We start from the raw sequence: 16,381 nt of genomic DNA on the forward strand, positions 1-16,381 counted from the left end.
GCGTGTCCCGGCAACGGACTTGACCCGGCGCGCCGATCTGTTTGCATGGTTCTCAACCAGGCAAAGCTGGCATTCGGGACAGCTCGGCTAGAACAAAGGTGGTGATAGTGATGGTGTCGGAACGTTCGGCGAAGGCGCAATGGGTCAGGGGGCTTCTGGCCGGTGCCGCAGTGCTTTTCGGCACTGTCGTCGCGCAGGCGCAGACTCCCGTGCGGTTTTCTCTCGACTGGCGCTGGGAAGGCCCGGCGGCTCCCTTCGCCGTGGCGCTCGACAAGGGCTACTTCAAGGCCGAGGGACTGGACGTCACGATCGATCCGGGAGCGGGCTCCCGCGAGCCGATCTCGCGCATCGCCTCCGGCACTTACGATGCAGGCTTGGGCGACGTGAACTCGCTGGTGCGCTTCCGCGACGAGAATCCCGGCATGGACATCAAGGCGGTCATGATGATGTACGACCGCCCGCCTTTCGCGATCATCGGCCGCAAAAGCCGTGGCATCACCAAGGATGTCTCGAGCCTGCAGGGCAAGACGTTCGGTGCACCGGCCGCGGATGGCGCCTTCGCGCAATGGCCGATCTTCAAGGCGGTCAACTCCATCGACGATTCCAGCATGAAGTTCGAGAATGTGGGGTTTCCGGTCCGCGAGCCGATGCTGGCGCAGGGCGAGGTCGATGCCGTGTTCGGTTTCGCCATGTCCTCCTATATCAACCTGAAGTCCCGCGGCGTGCCGGCCGACGACATCATCGTCCTGCTCATGAGCGATTACGGCGTGGACCTCTACGGCAACGCCATCATCGTGTCGGACAAGTTCGCGAAGGAGAAGCCCGAGGCAGTGAAAGGTCTTCTGCGTGCGATCATGAAGGGCGTGCACGACACGATCAAGGATCCGGCAAGTGCCGTGGATTCGGTCATCAGGCGCAACGACGTCGCCAAGAAGGACGTGGAACTCGAACGTCTCAAAATGGTGCTGGAGCAGAACATGATCACGCCCTGGGTGAAGGAGAACGGCTTCGGCGGCATCGACCAGGAGCGTTTCGCCAGGGCTCTCGACCAGATCGGGCTTACCTTCAGCTACAAGAAGAAGCCGACCGTGGAGAGCGTGTTCACGGACGAGTTTCTTCCCGCGGCCGATCAGCGGAAAGTAAACTGAGCCATTCCGAGGCGCGGTCGCAGCCGTGACCGAACCTCTTTCATTTCGCATGGAAGCGGCCCGCAGCATGATCCCGACGGGCTTCGGGCTCGCCATGGAGTTCCCGTGCAGGTTGCGTTCGATGCGCTAGAACCTTTTCCATGAACTTCGGTTCATGGAAAAGGCTCTTGTTGTTTGAGAAAGACGCCTTTTCTTCGCAAAACCGGCATCCACTTTTGCGGAAAAGGCCCTAGCGCCTCAGCGACAGGGGATTGTCCGAGAGCGCGGCCGCATCGGGCTGGTCGATGGCGGGACGTCCGAGAAAGGCGTTCCAGAGCTTTTCCACCGTCTCGCGCTCCAGGTCGTCCACGATGAAGACGAGACGGCTGCGCCGGTCCTCGCTCGGCCAGCGCGGCAGGATGGCCGGAACATGGATCACGTGCTGCACGCCGTGAATGACCACGGGATGCTCCGGATCTTCCGCGAGAGCAACGAGCCCCTTCACGCGCAGGAGCTTCGCGCCTTGGGTGGAGCGGAGCAGATCCAGGAACATGTCGAGCGTGCCCTGGCGGATCGGCCGGTCGCTGGTAAGGCAGAAGGCGCGGATGCGCTCGTCGTGCCGATTCACGTCGTGATGGTGATGATGGTCGTGACGACCAGGATGGCCATGGTGATGATGCCCGTGCTGATGGGTGTGGCTCGCATGCTCGGCTTCTTCCACCGCCTCCGTCTTCAGCCACTCGGCCACGTCGGAGATCTTGCCCTCGAGATCGAACAGGCCCCCCGCGATGATCTCGCCCACCGGTGCGTTGCCTTCGAGAATCGTTGCGCCCGGGTTGAGCCGGTGCAGTCTTTCCCTCAGGCCGTCGAGGGCCGCCTTGTCCTGGGCCAGATCGGTCTTGGTCAGGACGATTCGCTCCGCGACGGCCGCCTGCTTCACCGCTTCATGATGCGCATCGAGGGTTCGGGGGCCGTTCACCGCATCGATGACCGTCACCACGCCCTCGACTGCGTAGCGCATGGACAGATACGGGTGATAGAGCATGGCGTGGAGGATGGGCGCAGGATCGGCGAGACCCGTGGTCTCGATGATCACGCGCCTGAAGGGCATGATGCGGTCGTTGTCGCGCTTGCGCAGAAGATCCTCGAGGGTTGCGATCAGATCGCCCCGTACGGTGCAGCACAGGCAGCCGGCGGACAGAAGCACCATGCCCTCATCGATCGTCTCCACGAGCAGATGGTCGAGGCCGATCTCTCCGAACTCGTTGATGATCACGACCGTATCCTGCAGCGCCGGATCCTTCAGCATCCGGTTGAGCAGGGTGGTCTTGCCCGCTCCCAGGAAGCCCGTGAGGATCGTCAGCGGGATCGGTTGAGGCGGGGTCATGGGAGTGTTCGTCATGGCTTAATCCGCAATCGGAATCAGATGGGCGTTCTTCAGGCGGCGCTGTTCCAGAAGAACGTTGGTGATGATGGCGGCCAGCACAAGGGCTCCGCCTGCGACCTGTATCGGAGAAAGGACCTCGTCCAGGATCAGGGCCGAGACGACGGAGGCGACCACAGGCTCCGTGCAGAAGACGATGCCGGCCGCGACCGCCGGGATCCGCCCGAGAGCCAAGAGCTGGAGCACGAAGCCGCCGACATAGCCGCCGATGGTCATCGTGACCGCAAAAGGGGCCAGGGCCAGGGTCGATGGCGGCGCGAGCTGCCCCGCCACGAGGCTGACGAGGATGGCGGTGGGCAGTACGATCAGCTGAACCCAGAACACCTTCGCCACCACATCCGATTTCGGGCAGCGCGCCGCCGCGAAGAACTGGACGGCCGTTCCCACGCTGCCGCCGAAGGCAAGCGCCAGGCCACGCCAGTCGAGCCCCGTGAAGGCCGGGCCCACGACCAGGCAGACGCCCGCGGATGCGACCGCGGCTACGCCAAGAAGCTCAGGCGTCAGCGGCGTCTTCTCCACGAGCGGGTTCGTAAGGACGATGATAATCGGATAGGTGTAGAAGACCACTGCGGCGACCGTCACCGGAATGAAGGCGACGGAGGACAGATAGCAGATGCCCTGCATGGCGCTGGCGATGCCGAGCAGAAGAAGCGGCCCTCGCTCCTTTTCGACCATGGCGAGCGAACGCCGCGCGATCAGGGCCACGGCGGCCACGAGCGCCAGCATCACGAAAACGCGGTAGACCACGATGGCCGACCCGCTGGCGCCGGCAAAGGAGGCCATGCGCGCGAAGACGATGTTGAAGCCGTACAGGCCGGCGGAGCCGATGGCGAGGACGAGGCCGGAGGCGTGGGCGGAGCGCGTCATGTCCAGGATGGGGTTCGCGGAATGTGTAACCGTTCGCCCGGATCGGCAGGGAATGCAAGAGGCTGGGATATCGGCGGAAAGTCGGGTCCGGTCTTCACGCCCGCGGCCCTTCGGGCGCCGATGCGGAGCTCCCGTTCTCTCCGATGCACCAACGCAAAACGCCCGGCGCTGGGCCGGGCGTTGCTCTTCATGGAGAAGGGAGATCAGTTCGCGGCCGACTTGGCCTTCGAGGATGCTTGCGCCTTCTGGTCCTTCTTGGCGGGCGCTTTCTTGTCCTGGCCCGCCACCGGCTTCACGGTAACGCTGACGCGGCCTTTGGACTTGGCCTTGTCGCCCTCCTCGATCACGGGCGTCACGTCCGGCTTCTTGGCCGCCTGCTTGCCATTCTTCTTAGAGGAGGCCGCTCTCTTCTTCTGACGGGCCTGTTCGGCCGCCTCCTCGGCCGCAGCCTGCGCGGCAAGCTCTGCCTCCGAAGGCGGATTCAGGCCGACCCAGACGCGCTCGGGCTGCACGGCGGTGCGGGGGCCAAGCACCGTGCGCACGGGCTTCTGCGTATCGCCCGCGAAGGCCATGACGTCGGACGAGAAGAGATTGGGAATGTTCGAGGTGTCGTCCTCGGCCACCACCGGAGCATCTTCTTCCTGCGGCACCGGCCCGCGGCGGTCGCAGATCACCGAGCGCATATCGGGCGGCGTCGCGTTGGCCGAGGCTGGCAGAGCGGTGAGTTCGGGATTCGTGAAGTTCACGCGGCTGTTGAAGCCGCGGTCGAACAGTTCGGCGGCCTGCATCGTCCGCTCGTTGGCGGAAGGCGCGCCGAGCACGACCGTGATCAGGTGGCGGCCGTTGCGGGTGGCGGTGGCCACCACGTTGAAGCCGGACGAGCAGATGAAGCCGGTCTTCATGCCGTCGGCACCCGGATAGCGGCCGATGAGGCCGTTGGTGTTGCGCATGATCCGACGGCCGAACTGCACCGCACCGATATGGAACAGGTCCTGATATTCGGGAAACTCCCGCAGCAAGGCACGGGCGAGGATCGCCATGTCGCGGGCGGTGGTCTGGTTGCGCTCGTCGGGCAGGCCGTGCGGATTGGCGAAATGGCTGCCCGTCATGCCGAGCCGCTGCGCCTGGGCGTTCATGAGCGCCGCGAAACCGTCGGTCGATCCTCCGATATTATCCGCGATGGTGGCCGCCACATCGTTCGCCGATTTCACCAGCAAGATCTTGAGGGCGTTGTCGAGGCGGATCTGGGTGCCCGGCTTGAAGCCCATCTTGGAGGGCGGCAGTGCGGCGGCGCCGTCGGTCACCGTCAGGAGGGTATCCATGCTCAGCTGTCCGGAGCGCACTTTGTCGAGGGCGACATAGGTTGTCATGAGCTTGGTGATGGAGGCCGGATACCACGGATCCGTCGCTCGCTCCGCGTGCAGCACGCGGCCGGACTCGACCTCGACCACGAGGGCGGGGGTTCCGGCGGCCAAAGCCTGACCGCCCAGAAGGGCGGCCACGGCAAAGGCGGTCACGCGAAGGGCTCGGCTAACGTTCATAAGGAACGACTCCTTGACTTAAGCAACGTTCGGAGAGGGGATCTGAAAGCCCCGCTTGCCAGCTGAGCTATATTGTTAGTCCCAAACCTCGGATTTGACTAGGTAAGGGCAGTGCGTCGCAATCCCAGTCTGACCTTTGTACCAAACTCCGTGGCAAGAGAGTGGCAAGAGCCGCTCCCTTTTAAAGAACAACCAAGCGCGGCCATTGTTTCCGGTGGATCGAGTCTTGTGGTATGTGAGGATGATCGATATAAAATTACGTCAAGCGACGCCTCAATGATCTTGTCATGACCGATACTGCCGATTCTGCCATCGTGAAGCCCGCCTATCGCGTCCTGCAGGTCGGCGATCCCGCCCCCTGGTTCACGCAAAATTCGACGAGCAATCCCCGCTATCACTTCGAAGCGGCGGCTGGGCGTTATCTAGTCCTCTGCTTTTACGGGACGGGATCGGACGAGGTCGGGCGGGAGGCTCTGAGAACCGTCCAGGAAACGCACCGGCATCTCTTCGATGACGACAAGATCGCCCTGTTCGGGGTGAGCGTCGATCCGTCGGATCTGTCGGAGCAGCGGGCCCGCCAGATCCTGCCCGGAATCCGGCATTTCTGGGACTTCGACGCAAGCATCGGCCGGCTCTACGGCGCCATCCCGCACGATGCCGAGCCGGGCCGGAGGGAGGTCCCAACGCGCCGGTTCTGGATGGTGCTCAATCCGACGCTTCGCATCCGCGCCATCTTCCCGTTCAAGAGCGACGGCAGCGACCGCGAGGAGGTGATGGCCTATCTGCGCGACCTGCCGCCGGTCGACCGCTTCGCCGGTTTCGAGATGCCGGCGCCCATCCTCGTCATTCCGGACGTGTTCGAGCCCGCCCTCTGCCGGCATCTCATCGGCCTCTATCAGACGCACGGGGGGCAGGAATCGGGCTTCATGCGCGAGGTCGACGGCAGGACCGTTCCGGCGCACGATCCGGACCACAAGCGGCGCAAGGACTTCACCATCACGGATCCCGAGCTGATCGGGCAGTTGCAGCGCCGCATCCTTCGCCGCGTCAATCCCGAGATCGAGAAGGTGCACTTCTTCACCCCGACCCGCATGGAGCGCTATATCGTCTCCTGCTACGCGGCGGAGGATGGCGGACATTTCCGTCCGCATCGCGACAACACCACCAAGGGGACGGCCCACCGGCGCTTTGCCGTATCGATCAACCTCAACGACGATTTCGAGGGCGGGGAGGTGAGCTTCCCCGAATACGGATCGCGCAGCTACAAGGCCCCGCTCGGAGGCGCCGTCGTATTCTCGGCTCCGCTGCTTCACGCCGTGTCCAAAGTCACCGCGGGGCGGCGCTTCGCCTTCCTGCCCTTCCTCTATGACGAGGCTGCCGCCAAGGTCCGTGAAGCGAACAATGCTGCCCTTGGGGAGGGGGTGGGAGCCTACAGAGCCTGATTCCCCAGCGACAGGGCGAGCGGCAGGATCGTGTCCCGCGTGAGGGGAGCGAGGATCCGCTCGCCCGGCTCGCGCGGATCCACCCAGGCATATTCGACGATTTCCGCCCGGCAGGCGACGGAGCCTCCGATCCGGGCCGCATAGGCCCGGGCCCGCACCCATTGACCGGGCTCGTTGGCGGCAGGGGCCTCGAAAACGCCGAGCGCCCGCGTAGAGCCCGGAACGAGGGTGCAGCCGAGCTCTTCGCTCACCTCCCGCATGAGCGCCGCTTCGTCGCTCTCGCCGGGTTCAGGCTTGCCGCCCGGCTGCATGAAGCTCTGCGTGCCGCGCTTTCGGACGAGCAGCACATGGCCTTGCCCGTTGCGGATGAGGGCCGTGACGATATCGATCAACGCTCGCCCGCCTTGATCCATTTCGTGACCTTCGGCGGCTCGTATCGACGAATCTCATCGATCAGGGCCGCCGGTTCGTCATGGACGATCAGCATGGCGCGGTGAATGGGTTTGACGAAGCCGCGTTCCACCACGTCGTCGAGGAAGTCCGCCAGCTTGTCGTAGAAGCCGGCGGCATTGAGCAGGGCGCACGGCTTCTTGTGATAGCCGAGCTGGGCCCAGGTCCAGACCTCGAATAACTCCTCGAAGGTGCCAAGGCCGCCCGGCAGGGCGATGAAGCCGTCGGACAGCTCGGCCATCAGGGCCTTGCGCTCATGCATCGAGCCGACCACCCGCAACTCGCTCAGGCCCGCATGGGCGATCTCCTTGTCGACAAGGGATTGGGGCATCACGCCGACCACGCGGCCGCCGGCGGCCAGCACCGCATCCGCCACGGCGCCCATCAGGCCGACCGAGGCGCCGCCATAGACGAGCTCGATGCCGTTTCGCGCCAGGGTCTCGCCCAGCACGCGGGCGGTCTCGACATAGACGGGATCCTGGCCCGCGCTGGAGCCGCAGAAGACGCAAAGACGCATGGGACTTGTCCGTTGATTCGTTCCGAAACGTCTATGGAGGCCGAGAGCGCCCCAAATTCAAGGCTGTTCCACCCTGTGCCGAGGCCAGCTTGCCGAATGGTCGGAAGCATTCCACCTTATGCCGAAGCACCAAACTCCCGAGGAGATCCCCATGACCGCCTGCATCGTCGGTTGGGCCCATACGCCCTTCGGCAAGCTCGACGCCGAGAGCGTCGAGAGCCTCATCGTCCGCGTGACCAACGAAGCGTTGGACCACGCGGGAATCGGCCCGGAGGATGTGGACGAGGTGGTGCTCGGCCATTTCAACGGCGGGTTCTCGCCCCAGGAATTCACGGCCTCCCTGGTGTTCCAGGCGAGCGATAAATTCCGCTTCAAGCCCGCCACCCGGGTGGAGAATGCCTGCGCCACGGGCTCCGCAGCCGTCCACCAGGCCATCAAAACCATCGAGGCGAAGCGCGCCAGGACGGTGCTGGTCGTGGGCGTCGAGCAGATGACCCGCACGCCGGGGCCGGAGATCGGCAATATCCTGCTCAAGGCCTCCTATCTGCCGGAGGACGGTGACACGCAGGGAGGATTCGCCGGCGTGTTCGGCAAGATCGCGGGCCAGTATTTCCAGCGCTACGGCGATCAATCCGATGCGCTGGCGCTGATCGCTGCCAAGAACCACAAGAACGGCGTGGACAATCCCTATGCGCAGATGCGCAAGGATCTCGGCTTCGCGTTCTGCCGCGCCGAGAGCGAGAAGAATCCGTTCGTGGCCGGTCCCCTGAAGCGGACCGACTGCTCGCTCGTCTCCGACGGCGCGGCCGCTCTTGTGATCGCCGACACGGAAACGGCGCTTCGCATGCGCCGCGCCGTCGCCTTCCGGGCGAGCGCGCACGCGCAGGATTTCCTGCCCATGTCGAAGCGCGACATCGTCGATTTCGAGGGCTGCGCAGAAGCGTGGCGGCGGGCGCTGGACCAGGCCGGAATCCAGCTCTCCGACCTCTCCTTCGTCGAAACCCACGATTGCTTCACCATCGCCGAGCTCATCGAATACGAGGCGATGGGGCTCACCCCGCGCGGGCAGGGGGCGATCGCCGTCAAGGAAGGCTGGACGAACCGCGACGGCCGGCTGCCGGTGAATCCCTCCGGCGGCCTCAAGTCCAAGGGACATCCCATCGGCGCGACTGGCGTGTCCATGCATGCCCTGTCGGCCATGCAGCTCTGCGAGGAGGCCGGCGGCATCCAGGTCAGGAACCCGGTGCTGGGCGGCATTTTCAACATGGGAGGCGCGGCGGTCGCCAATTACGTGAGCGTGCTCGAGCGAATCAAATAGCGACGGGATGACATTCCGAACGCCGTCCCCGGACGTGTTCCGGGGACGGCCATGACGGCGAGGGGAAGCACTACTCGCCCGGCGCCTTGGCATGGACGGCCAGGGCGTGCAGGCCCTTGTCGAAGGCCTCCTTCAGCACCTCGTTGACGAGGCGGTGGCGCTCGACCCGGCTCTTGCCGGAGAAGGCCTCAGACACGATATGAAGCCTGAAGTGAGTTTCACCCCCCTCCCGCCATCCGCCGTGACCGCGATGCTGTTCCGACTCGTCCGTGACGGTCAGTTGGGACGGGTGCAGGCGCTCCTGCAGAGTTTGCGTGATCCAGTGATGAAGGGTCATGCGTCTTGATAAACCTTTTTGAACGGGTCTGCGGCGAAAAGCTCTTAAGCCTTGGCTCAGGGCCTCAAGCCCCTCATAATGTTTGAATCATGGATCTCAACTCGCCACTTTTCGACCGAATCCGGATTAAGCCTTCCTGCGAGGAGCCGCGGGACACGAAGGGACCTGCCTGCGAGCATCCCGGCTGCAAGGCCTCGGGTGAATACCGCGCGCCCAAGGGACGGGACCGAGAGGGCCAGTATTGGCGCTTCTGCCTCCAGCACGTGCGCGAGTACAACGCATCCTACAACTATTTTTCCGGCATGTCCGATTCGGCCGTCGCAGCCTATCAGAAGGACGCGATCATCGGGCACCGCCCCACCTGGGCCATGGGCGTGAACGCCTCCGGCAAGGCCGAGGAGACGGAACCGAAACAGGACACCCGCGACTGGGCATATTTCGATCCCCTGGGAATCCTCCGGGGGGAGGATTTCACCCAGGCGCGCGGCCGCAGGACGCAAGCCGAGCCCCGGCGCCCCCGCTATACGGGCGCTGTCCGACGGGCGCTGGACATCCTCGGGTTGGACGAAACGGCCGACGGGCCCGCCATCAAGGCCCAGTACAAGTCCCTGGTGAAACGCTTCCACCCGGATGCCAATGGCGGGGACCGCTCCTTCGAGGAGCGGCTTCGCGACATCATCAAGGCGCACGACACCCTCAAAAGCGCCGGTCTGTGCTGAAGCGCTGTCGTTTCACGCAGCCCCTTAGGCGTTTAGGAAATTGCACCACACAGCCATGGGGTTTAAGAAGCCATGGCACATATCTGAAACCACCATCCGATCGAGAGGCCCCTATGACGGCACAAACCGATACAACGACCCTACTGCCGGATATGAAGGTCTCCGTGCGACAGGTCTTCGGCATCGATTCGGATCTGGAAGTTCCGGCCTTCTCCCAAGCGGAAGAGCATGTGCCCGATCTCGATCCGGATTATCTGTTCGACCGGGAGACCACGCTGGCCATTCTGGCAGGTTTCGCGCGCAACCGCCGCGTGATGATCACGGGCTACCACGGCACGGGCAAGTCCACCCATATCGAGCAGGTGGCCGCCCGCCTCAACTGGCCCTGCGTCCGCGTGAACCTGGACAGCCATGTGTCCCGCATCGACCTGGTCGGCAAGGACGCCATCGTCCTCCAGGAGGGCAAGCAGGTGACCGCCTTCCAGGACGGCATTCTTCCCTGGGCGCTGCAGCACAACGTGGCCCTGGTCTTCGACGAGTACGATGCCGGCCGTCCCGACGTGATGTTCGTGATCCAGCGCGTGCTTGAGCAGTCCGGCAAGCTCACGCTGCTCGATCAGAAGCGCGTCATCCGTCCTCACCCCGCCTTCCGCCTCTTCGCCACCGCCAACACGGTAGGCCTGGGCGATACCTCGGGCCTGTATCACGGCACGCAGCAGATCAACCAGGGCCAGATGGACCGCTGGTCCATCGTCACCACGCTCAATTATCTGCCGCACGACAAGGAGGTGGACATCGTCCTCTCCAAGGCGAAGCATTATCAGGACAGCCCGGAAGGGCGCGACATCGTCAACAAGATGGTGCGCGTGGCCGATCTCACCCGCAGCGCCTTCATGAACGGGGATCTCTCCACCGTCATGAGCCCGCGCACGGTGATCACCTGGGCCGAGAATGCCGAGATCTTCGGCGATACGGGCTTCGCCTTCCGCGTCACCTTCCTCAACAAGTGCGACGAACTGGAACGCGCCCTCGTGGCCGAGTTCTATCAGCGCTCCTTCGGCAAGGAGCTGCCGGAGAGCGCCGTGAACATGGTGCTGTCGTAATTGCACTCCTGTCATCCTGGGCCGCGGAAGCGGAGCCTAGGATCCATAACCGCTGACGATGCAAGGCTGGAGAACGGCCTGTGTTTATGGATCCCCGCCTTCGCGGGGATGACAGAAAGCGGATGTCAGGAGAGGTGAGATGTCCATCTCGAACCGCAAGCCGGGTGAGAAGAAGGAAGCGCCGGCGGAGCCACTGAAGCGCTCCATCGCCGGAGCCATGAAGGCCATCGCCCGCAAGCCCGATCTGGAGGTCGCCTTCGCGTCCGACCGGCCGGTGCTCATGGGCCAGGAGAAGGCCCGCCTGCCCGAGCCGCCCCGCCGGCTCACGCCCCAGGATGTCGCCATTCTCCGCGGTAACGCGGATTCCATGGCCCTGAGGCTCGCCTGTCACGATGTCGGTCTCCACCGGCGGCTCGCCCCCGAGGGGCAGGCCGCCCGCGCCGCGTTCGACGCGGTGGAGCAGGCGCGCGTGGAATCCATCGGATCGCGGCGCATGGCCGGTATTTCGTCCAACATCACGGCGATGCTGGAGGACCGCTATCACCGCGGCGGCAAATACGAGGAGATCACCGATCGCGCCGATGCGCCCATCGAGGATGCGCTGGCGCTCATGGTGCGCGAGCGGCTGACCGGCCAGAAGCCGCCCGCTGCCGCCGCCAAGATCGTCGATCTCTGGCGCGACTTCATCGAGGAGCGCGCGGGCAGGAACCTCGACGGGCTGTTGAAGAACATCGACAGCCAGCGCGATTTCGCGCGCGGCATCCGCGAGATGCTCTCCTCCCTGGACATGGCCGAGGACGTGTCCCTCGACCAGGAGGACGAGGAGAACGAGGAAGACAACGAATCCGAGCAGCAGGAGCAGCAGGGCGAGGGCGAATCCGAGCAGGAATCGCAAGGCGACCGCGCCGATGTCGAGGTCAGCGAGGATTCGAGCGACGACATCGAGGAGGGCGCAACCGAGGAGGCCGATGGTCCTTCCGGCGAGTTGCCCGAGGAGGCGGACGAGGCGGATTCGGACGAGGCCGGCGAGTCCTGGCGTCCGCCGTCCCGCTCCAACGAGGCGCGCGGACCCGACTACAAGGCCTATACGAACAAGTTCGACGAGATCATCCATGCGGAGGATCTCTGCGATGCGGATGAGCTGACGCGCCTGCGCGCCTATCTCGACAAGCAGCTCGCCCATCTTCAGGGTGTGGTGGGGCGTCTCGCCAACCGTCTGCAGCGCCGCCTGATGGCGCAGCAGAACCGCTCCTGGGAGTTCGACCTGGAAGAGGGAACGCTCGATCCGGTGCGCCTACCGCGCATCATCATGGATCCGTTCCAGCCCTTGAGCTTCAAGCAGGAACAGGACACCAATTTCCGCGATACGGTGGTGACGCTGCTGCTCGATAATTCCGGCTCCATGCGCGGACGTCCGATCACGGTGGCGGCGACCTGCGCTGATATTCTCGCGCGCACGCTGGAGCGCTGCGGCGTGAAGGTGGAGATCCTCGGCTTCACGACCCGCGCCTGGAAGGGCGGACAGTCCCGCGAGACGTGGCTGCAGAGCGGCAAACCGGCCAATCCCGGACGTCTCAACGATCTGCGCCACATCATCTACAAGTCTGCGGATGCGCCCTGGCGGCGCGCGCGCAAGAACCTGGGCCTGATGATGCGCGAAGGCCTGCTAAAGGAAAACATCGACGGCGAGGCGCTCGACTGGGCGCACAAGCGCCTGCTCGGCCGGCCCGAGCAGCGGCGCATCCTGATGGTGATCTCCGACGGCGCGCCGGTGGACGACTCGACGCTTTCCGTCAATCCGGGCAATTACCTCGAGCGGCATCTGCGCTACATCATCGAGGAAATCGAGACCCGCTCGCCGGTCGAGCTCATCGCCATCGGCATCGGCCACGATGTAACGCGCTATTACCGCCGTGCCGTGACCATCGTCGACGCGGAGGAACTCGGCGGCGTGATGACCGAAAAGCTGGCGGAGCTGTTCGAGGAAAACGCGCAGCCTGCGCGAGGAGCGCCCCGTCGACGGGCTCACGCGTGAGGCTTCTCACCCGGCGAAATCTGCTTGTGGGCGGCGGTGCTCTCACCGCCGCGGCCGTTGCAGGCGCGGCTCTCGCGCAGCGACCGCAGGCTTTTCATGGTGCGACACCGATCAGGGTCGCGGCTCAGCCGATCAGCCACCTATCCAATACCGATCCCGACCGGACGCGGTTCGGATCGCTCGTCTTCCGTTCCGGCCTCGTCCTCAAATCGGATGTCTCCGCCTTCGGTGGTTTCTCCGCCCTTTGGCGGTCCCCGGAGGGTGATGAGATCGCGGCGCTGGCGGACAATGCGCAGATCCTGAAGGCGCGCGTGGACATCTCGGACGGGCGACTATCGGGGCTCTCCCAGGCGGCGATGGCGCCTCTGCTGCTGAGCGACGGAACGCTCGCGCGCCGCTCCCCCTACTACGATACGGAAAGCCTCGCGATCTCCGGCAACGTGGCGTTCGTCGGGGTCGAGCGCAACCACGCGGTGCTCCGCTTTCAGCGCGACCGGGAAGGGAGGCTCGTGCAGGGTGTCCCGATTGCGGTGCCGGGGGATCTCAAGGAGGATCTCAAGGACCTGCCGAACAACGGAGGGCTCGAGGCGCTCGCGCTGACGCCGCCGCGATCAAGCCTCGCGGGTGCGCTGGTGGGCATCTCGGAGGGTGGCCGGGGCTTCATTCTCACGGGCGCGCGGCCGGGTTCGTTCGAACTGGTGCGCCGCGACGGCTACGACGTGACGGACCTGGCGTTCGTCGATTCCGACGATGCGCTCGTCCTGGAGCGCCGCTTCTCGCTGCTCGGCGGTTTCGGATGCCGCCTGCGCCGCATCGCCTCATCCGCCGTGAGGCCCGGCGCGAGCGTGGACGGCGAAGTGATCTATCAGAGCGAGGCCTCGCACCAGATCGACAACATGGAAGGTCTCGCGGTTCATCGGGAAGGGCGCGAAACCGTCGTCTCGATGATCTCGGATAACAATTTCAACGCCAGTCTTCAGCGAACGCTGCTGCTTGAGTTCGCCCTCGTGGCGTGAGGGACGGGTTTTCTGGATCAGGAACCCGGACAAACGGCCCTACAGCATCGGGTGTGAAATCGAACCCATATCCGATGCTGTCAGTCTAGGGTCTTGCGCATCTTTTCACGCAAAACCGGTTCCCACTTCCCGCGTCCGATGCTCTACACCGTAGCGCGCTGCGCCAAGCCTGGACTCATGAGGCGCAGCACCACGCCGTAGGGCAGGATGGAGAAGACCGAGAGCGCGAGCTTGACGCCGTAATCCGCGAGGCCCAGCGTCACCCAGGGAAGCGCGATGCACTGATCGGTGATGCCTGCCTGAGCGAGCACCTGATCGATCGTCAGGCCGATGCCCGGAATCGCGCCGCAATAGAATGCGAAGGAAAAGAAAATCGTCGTGTCGACGGCCGCCGAGATCGTCGAGGAGGCGAAGGGCGGCAGCCACCAGGCCATGTTCCTCAGGCGCGAGAAGATGCCGATATCGAGCAGCTGCGCCGTCAGGAAGGCGCTGCCCGAAGCGATGGCGATGCGCGGGGTCGCGAGAATGATCGAGAGCGCGACCGCCAGGACGAAGCCTACATAGACGACCTTCCGGGCTCCTTTGGGTCCGAAGCGGCGGTTGGCCAGCTCCGTTACCAGGAACGAGAAGGGATAGGTGAAGGCGCCCCAGGTGAAATAATCCTGAAGGCCCCAGGCCTCGAAGGGATATTGCACGAGGATGTTCGAGGCCAGCACGACGATGGTCATCGCGACGAGGGCGATCGTGAAGTCGCGGCGATCGAGGGCGGTCATCTCATCCGGCTCCTGAGGGTCCTGGTCGTCTGCCTTGCAAGAGACGGGACCTTGCAGGAGCAGAGAAGATAAGCCCGTCGATTGCAACGCAAAACGGGCGGCCGTGAGGCCGCCCGCAGCGTCGAAGACGGGAAGAGGTCGAGATCAGCTCGCAGCCGCGAGCTTCTTCTCGATCTCGCGCTTCACAGCGAGGGCGGTGGTCGACAGCTCGGTAGCCGAGGCCTTCGCCAGGAAGGCGTCGAGGCCGCCGCGATGCTCGACAGAGCGCAGAGCATGGGCGGACACGCGCAGGCGCACGGAGCGCTGCAGGGTCTCAGACTGGAGCGTGACGTTGCAGAGGTTCGGCAGGAACTTCCGCTTCGTCTTGCGGTTCGAGTGGCTCACCAGATGGCCACTCAGCACGGCCTTGCCGGTCAGTTCGCAACGGCGCGACATGGGTTCAATCCTATCGTCATAAGGGTCGCGGCTTCATTTCGCGGGTTTGCCTCATCGCAGATCCCACGCCGCCGGACACCAGAAGTCCTTGGAAGGTGCAGGGCTATAGGCCGAAAACCTGGCCCGCGTCAAGAATAGTGCGGTGGCACAACGCCTTTTTTTGCGCCCCCTCGGTCATGATTTATTCGGAATCTCATGCGATGCAACAAAATAGACTAACGGGACAGCCCCGGGAAAACTCAATGCGCCTCCTCGCTTCAGCCCTGTTGACCGTAAGCCTGGCCGGAATCGGCTCTCAGGCCGAGGCTCAGCCTGCCCAGACGCTCAAGGTGAACTACAATCTCTCCTTGGCGGGCCTGCCGTTGGGGAAGGCCGACCTGTCGTCGACATTCACCGGGCCGAAATACGAGATGCAGGGCAGCGTGAAGCTCTCGGGCCTCGTGAAGATGATCACGGGCGGCAAGGGGGCGGGCACGGCCTCCGGCACGATCGCGGGCGCTCAGCCTCAGCCACGGGGCTTTGCCGTCAACACCAAGTCTTCGGGCGAGCAGCGCGTCGTGCGCATGGCGCTCGACGAAGGCAACGTCGCCGAGGTCGAGGTCGTCCCGCCCATCGAGGCGAAGGAGGATCGAGTGCCGGTCAAGGAGGCCGACAAGAAGGGGGTCATCGATCCCTTGAGCGCCCTCATCATGCCCGCGGTGGCGTCAAAAAGCCTCACCGACCAGGCGAATTGCAACCGCACCATCCCGGTCTTCGACGGAGGGGCGCGCCAGAATATCGTGCTCTCCTATTCCGAGACGAAGACCATCAAGGTTCCGGGCTATTCCGGTCCCGTCCTCGTCTGTAACGTCCGCTGGGTGCCGATCTCCGGCCATCGCCCGCAGCGCGCCACCGTCAAGTTCATGCAGGAGAACAGGGACATGAACGTGTGGCTGGCGCCCGTGGAGGGCCCCCGCGTGCTCTTCCCGATCAAGGTCGTCGTGCGCACCATGATCGGCATGGGCGAGCTCGAGGCAGCGAGCTGGTCGGTGGAGGGCAACGGCGCGGCGGCCACGGCAGGGCGCGGGACCAAGGGGCGCGAGCCCGTCAGGGCCGGGGCCGGTCAATAAGCTCTCAAGAATCCTGACGAATTCCGGAAAAAGCCGGTAGCGAAACCGGCGCAAGGTCCCATATAAGGGGGAGCCTGCCGCCGGACGTTCGGGCCAGGCCCGTTTTGTGAGAAGGCTGCCTGCATCCCCCGATGCGGGAGCGTCTCGT

At 64.5% G+C, this 16,381-nt stretch carries 16 protein-coding genes; 8 read left to right on the top strand and 8 right to left on the bottom strand.

Going from position 1 to position 16,381, the window contains the following annotated elements; genetic code table 11:
* The first annotated feature begins 110 nt into the window (after positions 1–110).
* Positions 111–1,148 carry an ABC transporter substrate-binding protein gene (locus tag AB8841_RS10850; RefSeq protein WP_370435866.1) on the top strand — a complete coding sequence of 346 codons (1,038 nt, stop codon included), beginning with the start codon at positions 111–113 and terminating at the stop codon, positions 1,146–1,148.
* Between the two features lie 229 nt (positions 1,149–1,377).
* On the opposite strand, the gene AB8841_RS10855 is transcribed toward AB8841_RS10850, so the two are convergent.
* The 3 genes from AB8841_RS10855 to AB8841_RS10865 form a co-directional block, all read right to left on the bottom strand.
* Positions 1,378–2,529 (bottom strand): GTP-binding protein, encoded by a 1,152-nt coding sequence (locus tag AB8841_RS10855; RefSeq protein ID WP_370435867.1) that lies wholly within the window; start codon positions 2,527–2,529, stop codon positions 1,378–1,380.
* A gap of 3 nt (positions 2,530–2,532) precedes the next feature.
* Positions 2,533–3,438 (bottom strand): DMT family transporter, encoded by a 906-nt coding sequence (locus AB8841_RS10860; RefSeq protein ID WP_370435868.1) that lies wholly within the window; start codon positions 3,436–3,438, stop codon positions 2,533–2,535.
* 203 nt (positions 3,439–3,641) lie between these two features.
* Positions 3,642–4,979: a serine hydrolase gene (locus tag AB8841_RS10865; RefSeq protein WP_370435869.1), complete on the bottom strand. Its 1,338-nt coding sequence runs from the start codon at positions 4,977–4,979 to the stop codon at positions 3,642–3,644.
* Positions 4,980–5,266: 287 nt separating this feature from the next.
* Here AB8841_RS10865 and AB8841_RS10870 point away from each other — a divergent pair, with 287 nt between their 5' ends.
* Complete coding sequence (locus AB8841_RS10870) at positions 5,267–6,421, top strand: 2OG-Fe(II) oxygenase (RefSeq protein ID WP_370435870.1); 1,155 nt, start codon at positions 5,267–5,269, stop codon at positions 6,419–6,421.
* On the opposite strand, the gene AB8841_RS10875 is transcribed toward AB8841_RS10870, so the two are convergent.
* Positions 6,409–6,813 carry an NUDIX domain-containing protein gene (locus AB8841_RS10875; protein ID WP_370435871.1) on the bottom strand — a complete coding sequence of 135 codons (405 nt, stop codon included), beginning with the start codon at positions 6,811–6,813 and terminating at the stop codon, positions 6,409–6,411. The genes AB8841_RS10870 and AB8841_RS10875 overlap by 13 nt on opposite strands.
* Positions 6,810–7,388, bottom strand: a complete 579-nt coding sequence (locus AB8841_RS10880) for a TIGR00730 family Rossman fold protein (protein WP_370435872.1) — start codon at positions 7,386–7,388, stop codon at positions 6,810–6,812. The genes AB8841_RS10875 and AB8841_RS10880 overlap by 4 nt, the downstream gene beginning before the upstream one ends.
* Before the next feature lie 151 nt (positions 7,389–7,539).
* Here AB8841_RS10880 and AB8841_RS10885 point away from each other — a divergent pair, with 151 nt between their 5' ends.
* Positions 7,540–8,706: an acetyl-CoA acetyltransferase gene (locus AB8841_RS10885; protein WP_370435873.1), complete on the top strand. Its 1,167-nt coding sequence runs from the start codon at positions 7,540–7,542 to the stop codon at positions 8,704–8,706.
* A gap of 70 nt (positions 8,707–8,776) precedes the next feature.
* On the opposite strand, the gene AB8841_RS10890 is transcribed toward AB8841_RS10885, so the two are convergent.
* Positions 8,777–9,043 carry a BolA family protein gene (locus tag AB8841_RS10890; protein ID WP_370435874.1) on the bottom strand — a complete coding sequence of 89 codons (267 nt, stop codon included), beginning with the start codon at positions 9,041–9,043 and terminating at the stop codon, positions 8,777–8,779.
* Positions 9,044–9,132: 89 nt separating this feature from the next.
* Between AB8841_RS10890 and AB8841_RS10895 the strand changes: the two genes are divergently transcribed.
* The 4 genes from AB8841_RS10895 to AB8841_RS10910 all read left to right on the top strand — a co-directional run bounded on the left by AB8841_RS10895 (position 9,133) and on the right by AB8841_RS10910 (position 13,916).
* Positions 9,133–9,762, top strand: coding sequence for a J domain-containing protein (locus AB8841_RS10895; protein ID WP_370435875.1), 630 nt, complete (start codon positions 9,133–9,135; stop codon positions 9,760–9,762).
* Positions 9,763–9,875: 113 nt separating this feature from the next.
* Positions 9,876–10,865: a cobaltochelatase subunit CobS gene (gene cobS / locus AB8841_RS10900; RefSeq protein ID WP_370435876.1), complete on the top strand. Its 990-nt coding sequence runs from the start codon at positions 9,876–9,878 to the stop codon at positions 10,863–10,865.
* Between the two features lie 139 nt (positions 10,866–11,004).
* Complete coding sequence (gene cobT, locus AB8841_RS10905) at positions 11,005–12,900, top strand: cobaltochelatase subunit CobT (protein ID WP_370435877.1); 1,896 nt, start codon at positions 11,005–11,007, stop codon at positions 12,898–12,900.
* Positions 12,897–13,916, top strand: a complete 1,020-nt coding sequence (locus tag AB8841_RS10910; RefSeq protein WP_370435878.1) for an esterase-like activity of phytase family protein — start codon at positions 12,897–12,899, stop codon at positions 13,914–13,916. Before cobT ends, AB8841_RS10910 begins: the two co-directional genes overlap by 4 nt.
* A 143-nt stretch (positions 13,917–14,059) precedes the next feature.
* Here the strand turns inward: AB8841_RS10910 and AB8841_RS10915 are convergent, their stop codons facing one another.
* Both AB8841_RS10915 and rpmB read right to left on the bottom strand, forming a co-directional pair.
* Positions 14,060–14,689, bottom strand: coding sequence for a queuosine precursor transporter (locus tag AB8841_RS10915; RefSeq protein ID WP_370435879.1), 630 nt, complete (start codon positions 14,687–14,689; stop codon positions 14,060–14,062).
* A gap of 144 nt (positions 14,690–14,833) precedes the next feature.
* Positions 14,834–15,124: a 50S ribosomal protein L28 gene (gene rpmB, locus AB8841_RS10920; protein ID WP_370435880.1), complete on the bottom strand. Its 291-nt coding sequence runs from the start codon at positions 15,122–15,124 to the stop codon at positions 14,834–14,836.
* Positions 15,125–15,366: 242 nt separating this feature from the next.
* Here rpmB and AB8841_RS10925 point away from each other — a divergent pair, with 242 nt between their 5' ends.
* Positions 15,367–16,233: a DUF3108 domain-containing protein gene (locus AB8841_RS10925; protein WP_370435881.1), complete on the top strand. Its 867-nt coding sequence runs from the start codon at positions 15,367–15,369 to the stop codon at positions 16,231–16,233.
* The last annotated feature ends 148 nt before the right edge of the window (positions 16,234–16,381 follow it).

The sequence above is a fragment of the Microvirga sp. TS319 genome (assembly GCF_041276405.1).
Lineage (GTDB): Bacteria > Pseudomonadota > Alphaproteobacteria > Rhizobiales > Beijerinckiaceae > Microvirga.

Excerpts from the sequence above, each read along its gene's own strand:
- AB8841_RS10850 (WP_370435866.1), top strand. The coding sequence starts at position 111 with ATGGTGTCGGAACGTTCGGCGAAGGCGCAATGGGTCAGGGGGCTTCTG.
- AB8841_RS10855 (WP_370435867.1), bottom strand. The coding sequence starts at position 2,529 with ATGACGAACACTCCCATGACCCCGCCTCAACCGATCCCGCTGACGATC.
- AB8841_RS10860 (WP_370435868.1), bottom strand. The coding sequence starts at position 3,438 with ATGACGCGCTCCGCCCACGCCTCCGGCCTCGTCCTCGCCATCGGCTCC.
- AB8841_RS10865 (WP_370435869.1), bottom strand. The coding sequence starts at position 4,979 with ATGAACGTTAGCCGAGCCCTTCGCGTGACCGCCTTTGCCGTGGCCGCC.
- AB8841_RS10870 (WP_370435870.1), top strand. The coding sequence starts at position 5,267 with ATGACCGATACTGCCGATTCTGCCATCGTGAAGCCCGCCTATCGCGTC.
- AB8841_RS10880 (WP_370435872.1), bottom strand. The coding sequence starts at position 7,388 with ATGCGTCTTTGCGTCTTCTGCGGCTCCAGCGCGGGCCAGGATCCCGTC.
- AB8841_RS10885 (WP_370435873.1), top strand. The coding sequence starts at position 7,540 with ATGACCGCCTGCATCGTCGGTTGGGCCCATACGCCCTTCGGCAAGCTC.
- AB8841_RS10890 (WP_370435874.1), bottom strand. The coding sequence starts at position 9,043 with ATGACCCTTCATCACTGGATCACGCAAACTCTGCAGGAGCGCCTGCAC.
- AB8841_RS10895 (WP_370435875.1), top strand. The coding sequence starts at position 9,133 with ATGGATCTCAACTCGCCACTTTTCGACCGAATCCGGATTAAGCCTTCC.
- cobS (WP_370435876.1), top strand. The coding sequence starts at position 9,876 with ATGACGGCACAAACCGATACAACGACCCTACTGCCGGATATGAAGGTC.
- cobT (WP_370435877.1), top strand. The coding sequence starts at position 11,005 with ATGTCCATCTCGAACCGCAAGCCGGGTGAGAAGAAGGAAGCGCCGGCG.
- AB8841_RS10915 (WP_370435879.1), bottom strand. The coding sequence starts at position 14,689 with ATGACCGCCCTCGATCGCCGCGACTTCACGATCGCCCTCGTCGCGATG.
- rpmB (WP_370435880.1), bottom strand. The coding sequence starts at position 15,124 with ATGTCGCGCCGTTGCGAACTGACCGGCAAGGCCGTGCTGAGTGGCCAT.
- AB8841_RS10925 (WP_370435881.1), top strand. The coding sequence starts at position 15,367 with ATGCGCCTCCTCGCTTCAGCCCTGTTGACCGTAAGCCTGGCCGGAATC.